This window comes from Pseudomonas sp. NPDC089752, from assembly GCF_044748725.1.
Lineage (GTDB): Bacteria > Pseudomonadota > Gammaproteobacteria > Pseudomonadales > Pseudomonadaceae > Aquipseudomonas.
Genome location: NZ_JBIVGP010000011.1, coordinates 211,188 through 220,251, shown reverse-complemented (window position 1 = coordinate 220,251; position 9,064 = coordinate 211,188). Strand labels below are relative to the sequence as shown.

Sequence of the window (9,064 nt, the reverse complement as noted above, 5' to 3'; positions counted from 1 at the left end):
GGGTTCCCTCACTCCGGCCTTGCTCCCGGGAGGACCGCGCCCACGGCCCATCCATGGGCCGAGGCGCTTGACGGGCTCCTGCCCGTCACCTCCCTTCGCAAGACCTCCGTTCGGCCTCCTGAAGTCGCAATCTGTGTCGTCTGTACTACCGCGCACTTAGAAGCAAAAGCAGATCAAGAGCAAGAGCAAGAGCAAGAGCAAGAGCAACGGGTGTTGGGGCAGCGGTAGAATTTAGCAAAGATTCGCTATCCTCAGCACTCATGCATCCTGGACGCCCTCATGGAACTGCACATCCGCCTGGAAGGCCGCAAAGGCTTGGCCGACCAGCTCTACCAACAGCTGCGCGCCGGCATCGACAGCGGTCACCTGGCCGCCGGCACTCAATTGCCCCCTACCCGCTTGCTCGCCGAACAGCTGGGCGTGTCGCGCAAGACCGTCGCCGAAGCCTACTCGAGGCTGACATACGAAAACTTGCTCAGCGGTGTGGTCGGCCGTGGCACTTTCATCACCCCGCGCCAGCCGGTACGCAACGGCGACGCGCAAACCGTGCCGCTGGCCGCCGCCGCGTCGCTGGCCCGCTGGCAGCAACGCGCCACGGTACTGGCCAGGCGCACGCAGGAAGCGCCGTCACGCTATGACTTCGTCGGCGGTGCCTCGATCAAGTCGCAATTCCCATTCGACCATTGGCGCAGTTGCCTGAACTATGCCCTTCGCCGCAGCCAGCGCCACCCCGAACGGCAGTTCCCGGCCCAGGGCCTGCCCGAGCTGCGTGAAGCCATCGCTCATCACATCGCCTTTGCCCGCGGCGTACATTGCAGCGCTGCGGATATTCTGGTGTGCAACGGTGCCCAGCAAGCGCTGGACTTGATTGCCCGGGTGTTGATCGAGCCCGGTTGTCCGGTGGCCATGGAAGACCCAGGCTACCCGCCCGCACGGCAGCTGTTCCTGGCCTTGGGCGCGCGCCTGCAGTCGGTGCCAGTGGATGAGCAAGGCCTGTGCGTCGAGCAGATCGCTGATGGAACCCGGCTGATCTACGTAACGCCTTCGCACCAGTTCCCGCTCGGCATGCCGATGAGCGAAGCGCGCCGCCACGCGCTGCTGGCCAGGGCAGCGGAACTCGGCGCGTTGATCATCGAAGACGACTACGACTGTGAGTTCCGCTACCACGGCCAGGCCTGCGATGCCCTGCAACGCCTCGACCGGCATGGCCTGGTGGCTTACGTCGGCACCTTCTCCAAGACCTTGCTGGCGGAACTGCGCCTGGGCTACGCCGTGCTACCCCGCGCAGTGCTCGATGCCGCCTGCGTGGCCAAGCACCTTAGCGATTGGCATAGCCCGACGCTGCTGCAGTGGGCCCTTGCGCGGTTTATCAGTGAAGGTCACCTGAGCAAACACATCCGCCGCTGTCACGATATTTACAGCGCACGCCGCGCACGCATCCTGGCGCGGCTGGAAGGCGACCTGGCGCCCTGGTTCAATGCGGTGCCGGCCAGCGCTGGTTTTCATCTCAGCGCGCTGGCGCAGCCGGGGGTCGATATCGAACTGTTGGCCACCCTCGCCCGCAAAGTGGAAGTCGGCCTTTATTCGCTGGCACCCTTTTTCAACGAGGCGCCCGTGCGCCCAGGGCTGTTACTGGGTTTCGGCGCCATCGAACTGCTTGATATCGACCCGGCACTGGACCGCGTGCGCGATACTTTGGAGCGCCTCAACTGACGGGCGCCGCCTGCCCCCCTTGATCTGGCCGGGCGATGGCGGCAGCGTAACCTTGCGGCGCAAAACAGCGGGTCACCAGCAGCATGGCCAGCACGGTCGCGGTCAATAGCGCCCACGACGCCTGAAAGTCACCACTCACATCGCGCAGCCAACCGGTGATGTACGGCACGATGCCGGTGATGATGAAACCAATCCCTTGCACGAACGCCGCCAGGCTGCCCGCCTCGCCGGGACATTTCAGGTGTTCCAGGGTCAAGGTCAGGCTCAGGCTGAAACACGCACCCAGGCCAAAGCCGATCATGGCTACCCACAGGCCCATTGTCACCGTCGGCGCCAGCAACAAGCCGAGAAAGCCTGCCAGCTGGATCGACAACGCCAGCCATAGCCCCAAACGACGGTCTGCCCAGCGCCGCAGCAACAATGGCAAACCCAGCGCGCCAGCAACCTGAAAAATAGTCATCAGGCCTACCAGGTTGCCACCGCCCTGGGCCGTGCCGCCATGCTCGAGATGATATGCCGGCAGCCAGGCAACCATGCTCGTGTAACCGCCATTGATCAGGCCGAAGTACAGCGCCAGCAACCAGGCTCGGCGCGTACCGAACCAGTGCCCCTCGGCAGCACCCGCCCGTTTCGGCTGCGCATCACGCGGGCGCAATACGGCCCAGGCGAGCACCGCCAGCAGCGCCGGAATCGCCCACAACCCAAGGCCTGCCTGCCAGTGGCCGAAATAGCCGCTGATGTGTGGCCCGAGCACCGCTGCAAGGCCACCCCCACTCATCAGCGCGGCCGAGTACAAACCCATGGTCCCAGCCAGGCGGTTGGGGAACCAGCGGTTGACCAGCCCCGGCATCATGCCCTGCACCAGCGCAACGCCCAACCCGGCCAGTAGCGCACTGGCGATCAGGGCCCAGGCGCTGTCCAGCTGCAATCGCCACAAGCAAGCCAGGGCGATGGCCGCGAGGCCGCCGAGCATGCCGCCATGCTCACTGAGCCAACGGCGCAGCCAGGGCTGCAGCAATGGCACAAGGCCCATGCACAACACCGGCAGCGCGGTCAGCAGCGCGGCCTGTTGGTAACCCAGGCCGGTACCGGCGCGTATGGGTTCGAGCAGCGGCCCGATGCTGGTCAGGATCGGCCGCAGGTTCAGCGCCAGCAACATCACCAGCAGCAGATTCAACGCGCCTCTCATGGCCGGGTCACCTGCTTGCACTGTTTGCAGCGTTCGTTACACATGGATCGACTCTCAGGATTCATCACCGCGTCATTATCCTGCCTCGCCAGGCTGAGCTGAAATGAAGAGATTGGATGCAAGCCAGTGGGCACCTGAATGGTGCAATTGGCCTCCCGGCAATGTGCCGGATTGGCTATCGGGCCGCGGGGCGCAGGGCGCTAAGGTAGCGCCAAGTCCACCTCACCTTCTTCGGAGATCGCCATGCAAAACCGTATCGAATGGGCCAAGCACTCACCCGAGGCCTACAAGGCAATGATCGGCCTGGAACAGGCCCTGGCCAAGAGCGGCCTGGAAAGCGCCCTGCTGGAGCTGGTGCGATTGCGCGCTTCGCAGATCAATGGTTGCGCCTATTGCGTGAACATGCACGCCAATGACGCACGCAAGGCGGGTGAAACCGAAGCGCGTCTGCAGACGCTGAGCGTATGGCAGGAAACCCAGTACTTCACCCCCCGCGAGCGGGCGGCGCTCGCCTGGGTCGAGAGCCTCACCCGCTTGCCGGAGCGGGGTGCACCTCAGCCAGAATATGAGGCGCTGCAGCAGCACTTCGAGCCGGCTGAAGTCGTCAATCTGACCCTGGCCATCGCCACCATCAATGCCTGGAACCGTTTTGGCGTGGGGTTTGCGATGGTGCCGGCATGAACGCCGATCAAAAAAAATCCCACAAAACGTACTGATCCTTCTGGCTGCACACTGCAGGCGGCGTTACTAGCATCGGCTTTCAATCAACAGCCGTGAGCTACCTCAATGCCAATAACCCGCCTGACATCGCCCACTGTCGCCCTGTTATGCGTCACTCTGTTCTGCAGCCCTGCCTTGCTCGCTCAACCCTTGACGCGCGACAACGGCGCGCCCGTCGGTGACAATCAGCATTCGCAGACTGCGGGCGCCGCAGGCCCGACCCTGCTGCAGGACGTACAGCTGATCCAGAAACTTCAGCGCTTCGATCGCGAACGCGTTCCAGAGCGTGTGGTGCACGCCCGCGGCACGGGTGCCCACGGTGAATTCACCGCCTTCGAAGACCTGTCTGCACTCACCCAGGCGCCGCTGTTCACCCCTGGGCACAAAACTCCAGTGTTCGTGCGCTTCTCCTCGGTGGTGCATGGCCTGCACTCACCCGAAACGCTGCGTGACCCGCGTGGGTTCGCCACGCGTTTCTACACCAGCACCGGCAACTGGGACCTGGTGGGCAACAACTTCCCGACCTTCTTCATTCGCGACGCGATCAAGTTCCCGGACATGGTGCATGCCTTCAAACCCGACCCGCGCAGCAACCTGGGCAACGATGCCAGGCGCTTCGATCTGTTCTCTCACATGCCCGAAGCGACGCGCACTCTGACACTGCTCTACTCCAACGAAGGCACGCCCAAAAGCTATCGACACATGGATGGCAACAGCGTCCACGCCTATAAGTTCGTCAACAAGCAGGGCGAGGTCACCTACGTGAAGTTTCGCTGGAAGAGCCTGCAAGGCCGTGAAAACCTCAACCCCAAAGCCGTCGAGCAGATCCAGGGCAAGCAGTTCAGTCATATGACCGAAGACCTGGTCAGTGCCATCCGCCGTGGCGACTATCCAAAGTGGGACCTTTACATTCAAACACTGCGCCCGGAGCAGCTGACGCAATTCGAGTTCGATCCGCTCGATGCCACCAAGATATGGCCTGATGTGGCAGAACGCCGGGTAGGTCAGATGGTGCTCAACCGCAATGTCGGGAACTTCTTCCAGGAAACCGAGCAGGTCGCCCTGGCACCGTCCAACCTGATCCCCGGGATCGAGCCATCCGAAGACCGCTTGCTGCAGGGCCGGTTGTTCTCCTATGCCGATACCCAGATGTACAGGGTGGGTGCAAATGTCAACAACCTGCCCATCAACCAACCACGAGCGGCCGTCGATAATGGCAACCAGGATGGCGCGCTCAATCCGAACCGAAGCCACGGCATGGTCAACTATGAGCCCAGCCGCTTGCAGCCACGCAGCACCCCCGAATCGGCACGCTACAGCGAGCTGCCATTGAGCGGGACCACCCAGCAGAAAGTCATCGCCAAGCAGCAGAATTTCAAACAGGCCGGCGAACTTTACCGCTCGTACAGCAAGCGTGAGCAACGCGACCTGGTGAACAGCTTTGGCCAGTCGCTCGCCACAGCCGACGAAGAGAGCAAGCACATCATCCTGTCGTTCCTGTACAAGGCCGATGCGCAGTATGGCGCGGGGGTAGCCAAAGTCGCCAAAGGCGACTTGAAGCGGGTCAAGGCGCTGGCGGCAAACCTGGAGGACTGAGCATTTATCGCCCAGCCAATTTCGCCCGGTAGCTTCCCGGGCTCTGCCCTGTCCATTTCTTGAAAGCCCGGTGAAAGGCACTGGGCTCCTGAAACCCTGCCTGCTCGGCAATCTCGGCGACGCTCATCACCCCCTCGCGCAAGCGCTCGAAGGCCATCGCGCGGCGCACTTCGTCCTTGATCTGCTGATACGAACGCCCTTCGCGCTCCAGCTGCCGGCGAAAGGTGCTGGCGCTGACCCCTTGCAGCCTTGCCAGGGCTTGCAGCGTCGGCCACTGCCCGTAACAGCGCGCGCGCAAATGGCGGTAGACCTCGGCCACCAGGCCATTGTGGTTGCGAAAGCGAATCACCAGACCTTGCGGCGCACTGCGCAGGAAGGTCTTGAGTTCGCTCAGGCCCTGCACCACCGGCAGGCGCAAACAGGCGCTGTCGAATTCGACCTGGGTACGGCCACTGCCCATGCGCAGGTCCGGTCCCCACAGCAGCATGTCGTCTTCCTGGGCCGGACGCACCAGCGCAAGTTCGGTGCGATCGATGCCGATGCGCCGCCCGGCCAGCCAGCACAACAGGCCAATGACCAGCACCAGGTAGGTTTCCTCGGCGTAGACGCGGGTCAGCGGGTCGGCAATGTTCGATTGCACGCTGATCAGCGCTCGGCCCCCACGCACCGTCAGGTTGCCGCGCAGATCTCGCAGGAACAGGCCAAAATTACCCAGGCATTGGCGCAGGGCCTTTTCCAGGTTCGGCTCCTGGATCAGCCCGCGGCAGATCAGGGCGAAGCTGCCCAGCGGCATGCCATGGCTGTCCAGGCGAAATAACTCATCATCGAGCAGGTGAATCAGCGCTAGCCAGAGCTCGGCGAATGCCTTGGCCGGTACGCGGGCCTGAGGTTGGCCGAGCAGCGCTGGGTCGATACCCACCTTGCGCAACTGCTCATCACGCGCCTGCGGCTGGTCACGCAGGGCATGCAGCATGGCATTGAGAAAGTACACGGCGACCGTATCGCTATCGCGCATGGTGGTATTCGCTGTCTATGCTGAGTGGCAAAAAATGCCAGGTTGACTGAACAGATCCGGCATAGGCTGCAATAGAGCCTTTGCCTAGACTCGGACCCCATCCGGGATCGCCGGCCATTCTCGCAGAGCTTGGCCCGCTCCCGCCACGCCCAAGCAATCGGAGCCATCATGAGCAGCGCAGAAATCTACGTCGTCAGTGCCGTCCGTTCCGCCATCGGTGGTTTTGGCGGATCGCTCAAGGACCTGCCCCTGGCCGAACTGGCCAGCGCCATCACGCGCGCCGCCATCGAGCGTTCGGGGGTGGCCGCCGAGCAGATCGGTCACGTGGTCATGGGCAGCGTCATCCCCACCGAGCCCCGCGATGCCTACCTCGCCCGGGTGGCGGCGATGAACGCCGGCATTCCCAAGGAAACCCCGGCCTTCAACGTCAACCGCCTGTGTGGCTCGGGCCTGCAGGCCATCGTTTCGGCCACCCAGTGCCTGTTGCTGGGCGACACCGACGTGGCCCTGGCGGCCGGCGCCGAATCCATGAGCCGCGGTCCTTACCTGCTGCCGCAAGCGCGCTGGGGCGCACGCATGGGCGACCTGCAGGGCATCGACTACACCGTCGGTGTGCTGCAGGACCCGTTCGCGCATTTCCACATGGGTATCACTGCGGAAAATGTCGCCGCCGAGCATGGCATCACCCGCGAAATGCAGGATGAACTGGCCCTGACCAGCCAGCGCCGCGCTGCTCGCGCCCAGGCAGAAGGCCGTTTCGACAGCCAGATCGCGCCGCTGCAACTGAAAACCCGCAAAGGCACCGTCGAGTTCACCGTCGACGAACACGTGCGTGGCGATGTCACGGCCGAACAATTGGCCGCCATGAAAACCGTATTCAAGAAAGACGGCACCGTCACCGCTGGCAACGCCAGTGGCATCAACGACGGGGCTGCCGGCCTGGTGCTGGCCAGCGGTGACGCCGTGCGCCGCCTGGGGCTCAAGCCGCTGGCACGTCTGGTGGGGTATGCCCACGCTGGCGTCGAACCGCACCTGATGGGCCTGGGGCCGATCCCGGCCACGCGCAAGGTGCTGGAAAAAACCGGCCTGAAGATCAGCGATCTGGACGTGATCGAGTCCAATGAAGCCTTCGCCGCCCAGGCCTGCGCCGTGGCCCGTGCCCTGAACTTCGACCCGGAGAAGGTCAACCCCAACGGATCTGGTATATCCCTGGGCCATCCGGTCGGTGCCACCGGGGCAATCATTGCCACCAAGGCCATTCATGAACTGCAGCGCATCCAGGGTCGCTACGCGCTGGCCACCATGTGCATCGGCGGCGGCCAAGGCATTGCCGTGGTCTTCGAACGCGTTTAACGGAAGAACGACATGACTATCGAACAGATTGCCGTGATTGGCGCCGGCACCATGGGCAACGGCATCGCGCAGGTGTGCGCGGTGGCGGGCTATCAGGTGCTGCTGGTGGACGTCAGCGATGCTGCGCTGGAGCGTGGCGTGGGCACCTTGAGCAAGAACCTGGAACGCCAGGTGAACAAAGGCACCCTGGACGCCGAGCGCGCCCAGGCCGCCAGAGCGCGCATCCGCACCAGCACCGATTACGCCCAGTTGGCCAGCGCGCAGCTGGTGATCGAAGCCGCGACCGAAAACCTGCAGCTCAAGCAGCGTATCCTGCAACAGGTGGCGGCCCATGTGGCAGGCGAATGCCTCATTGCAACCAATACGTCGTCGCTGTCGGTCACCCAGCTGGCGGCGAGCATCGAGCACCCCGAGCGGTTCATAGGCGTGCATTTCTTCAACCCGGTGCCGATGATGGCCCTGGTCGAGATCATCCGTGGTCTGCAGACCAGCGACAGTACTTACGCCCAGGCGCTGCTGGTCACCGAAAAGCTCGGCAAGACCCCGATCACTGCGGGCAACCGTCCAGGCTTCGTGGTCAACCGTATCCTCGTGCCGATGATCAACGAAGCGATCTTCGTGCGCCAGGAAGGCCTGGCCAGTGCACAGGACATCGACACCGGCATGCGCCTGGGCTGCAACCAGCCGATCGGCCCGCTGGCCCTGGCCGACCTGATCGGCCTGGACACCTTGCTGGCGATCATGGAGGCCTTCCACGAGGGCTTCAACGACAGCAAGTACCGCCCTGCCCCGCTGCTCAGGGAGATGGTCGCGGCCGGCTGGCTGGGTCGCAAGAGCGGCCGCGGCTTCTTCACTTACTGAGGAGCGAGCCCATGCCGCCGGCCGATGCCGCAATGCGCTGTGCCAATTTTGAAGAGCGTCGTGACCGGGCCATGGCGCTGTTCGCCGAAAAAGGCTTTGGCCAGGTGAGCATGCGCGAGCTGGCGGCGCATGTAGGGTTGACGGCGGGGTCGCTGTATCACCATTTTCCCAGCAAGCAGGACCTGCTGTACGACCTGATCGAGGAGTTGTACGAAGAGTTGCAGGCGACGCTGGAGCTGGGCCGACGTGCCGTGGCCCGTGGAACTTCGGCGCTTTCGAGCTTGATCGAGGCGCACTGGCAATTGCATGCCGAACGGCCACTGCAGTGGCGCTTGGCGCAGAGGGATTTCTGTTGCCTGAGCGAGGAACAGCAAGCGCGTCTGGCGACAGTGCGCAAGCGGTATGAGGTGGGATTGCTGCGGTTGATTGCACCGCAGCCGAAATTGCCTGAAGAAATGTTGGAGGCTACCGCGCATGTGGTGGCCACGTTGCTGAACCAATTGCCGGGGAGGTTCAAGGCATTGACTGAAGCACAAGGGCTAGCCTTGATAGAGAAGCTGCTGGAAGGCGGCATCGAGCGGATCTTGCGCTAATCCATGCTGGCCTTCCCGTGGTGA

Annotated in this window: 8 protein-coding genes; 6 read left to right on the top strand and 2 right to left on the bottom strand. The window is 63.4% G+C overall.

All coding sequences use genetic code 11. The annotated features are described in order from the left end of the window. Positions 1-279 precede the first annotated feature (279 nt). Positions 280-1,713 (top strand): PLP-dependent aminotransferase family protein, encoded by a 1,434-nt coding sequence (locus ACIPZF_RS19650; protein ID WP_400802265.1) that lies wholly within the window; start codon positions 280-282, stop codon positions 1,711-1,713. On the opposite strand, the gene ACIPZF_RS19645 is transcribed toward ACIPZF_RS19650, so the two are convergent. Further along, positions 1,706-2,902, bottom strand: a complete 1,197-nt coding sequence (locus tag ACIPZF_RS19645; RefSeq protein WP_400802264.1) for a CynX/NimT family MFS transporter — start codon at positions 2,900-2,902, stop codon at positions 1,706-1,708. The genes ACIPZF_RS19650 and ACIPZF_RS19645 overlap by 8 nt on opposite strands. A gap of 243 nt (positions 2,903-3,145) precedes the next feature. Between ACIPZF_RS19645 and ACIPZF_RS19640 the strand changes: the two genes are divergently transcribed. Next, positions 3,146-3,583, top strand: coding sequence for a carboxymuconolactone decarboxylase family protein (locus tag ACIPZF_RS19640; RefSeq protein ID WP_400802262.1), 438 nt, complete (start codon positions 3,146-3,148; stop codon positions 3,581-3,583). 105 nt (positions 3,584-3,688) lie between these two features. After that, positions 3,689-5,218 carry a catalase gene (locus ACIPZF_RS19635; RefSeq protein WP_400802260.1) on the top strand — a complete coding sequence of 510 codons (1,530 nt, stop codon included), beginning with the start codon at positions 3,689-3,691 and terminating at the stop codon, positions 5,216-5,218. Between the two features lie 4 nt (positions 5,219-5,222). Here ACIPZF_RS19635 and ACIPZF_RS19630 read toward each other — a convergent pair whose 3' ends face one another. Next, on the bottom strand, positions 5,223-6,233 hold the full coding sequence (locus ACIPZF_RS19630) for an AraC family transcriptional regulator ligand-binding domain-containing protein (RefSeq protein ID WP_400802258.1): 1,011 nt from the start codon (positions 6,231-6,233) through the stop codon (positions 5,223-5,225). A gap of 168 nt (positions 6,234-6,401) precedes the next feature. Between ACIPZF_RS19630 and ACIPZF_RS19625 the strand changes: the two genes are divergently transcribed. From ACIPZF_RS19625 to ACIPZF_RS19615, 3 genes are read left to right on the top strand one after another with little or no spacing between them, the layout of a single operon-like run. Further along, positions 6,402-7,586, top strand: coding sequence for an acetyl-CoA C-acyltransferase family protein (locus ACIPZF_RS19625; RefSeq protein ID WP_400802256.1), 1,185 nt, complete (start codon positions 6,402-6,404; stop codon positions 7,584-7,586). 12 nt (positions 7,587-7,598) lie between these two features. Further along, positions 7,599-8,447 (top strand): 3-hydroxybutyryl-CoA dehydrogenase, encoded by an 849-nt coding sequence (locus tag ACIPZF_RS19620; protein ID WP_400802254.1) that lies wholly within the window; start codon positions 7,599-7,601, stop codon positions 8,445-8,447. Positions 8,448-8,458: 11 nt separating this feature from the next. Next, positions 8,459-9,040 carry a TetR/AcrR family transcriptional regulator gene (locus ACIPZF_RS19615; RefSeq protein ID WP_400802253.1) on the top strand — a complete coding sequence of 194 codons (582 nt, stop codon included), beginning with the start codon at positions 8,459-8,461 and terminating at the stop codon, positions 9,038-9,040. Positions 9,041-9,064 lie beyond the last annotated feature (24 nt).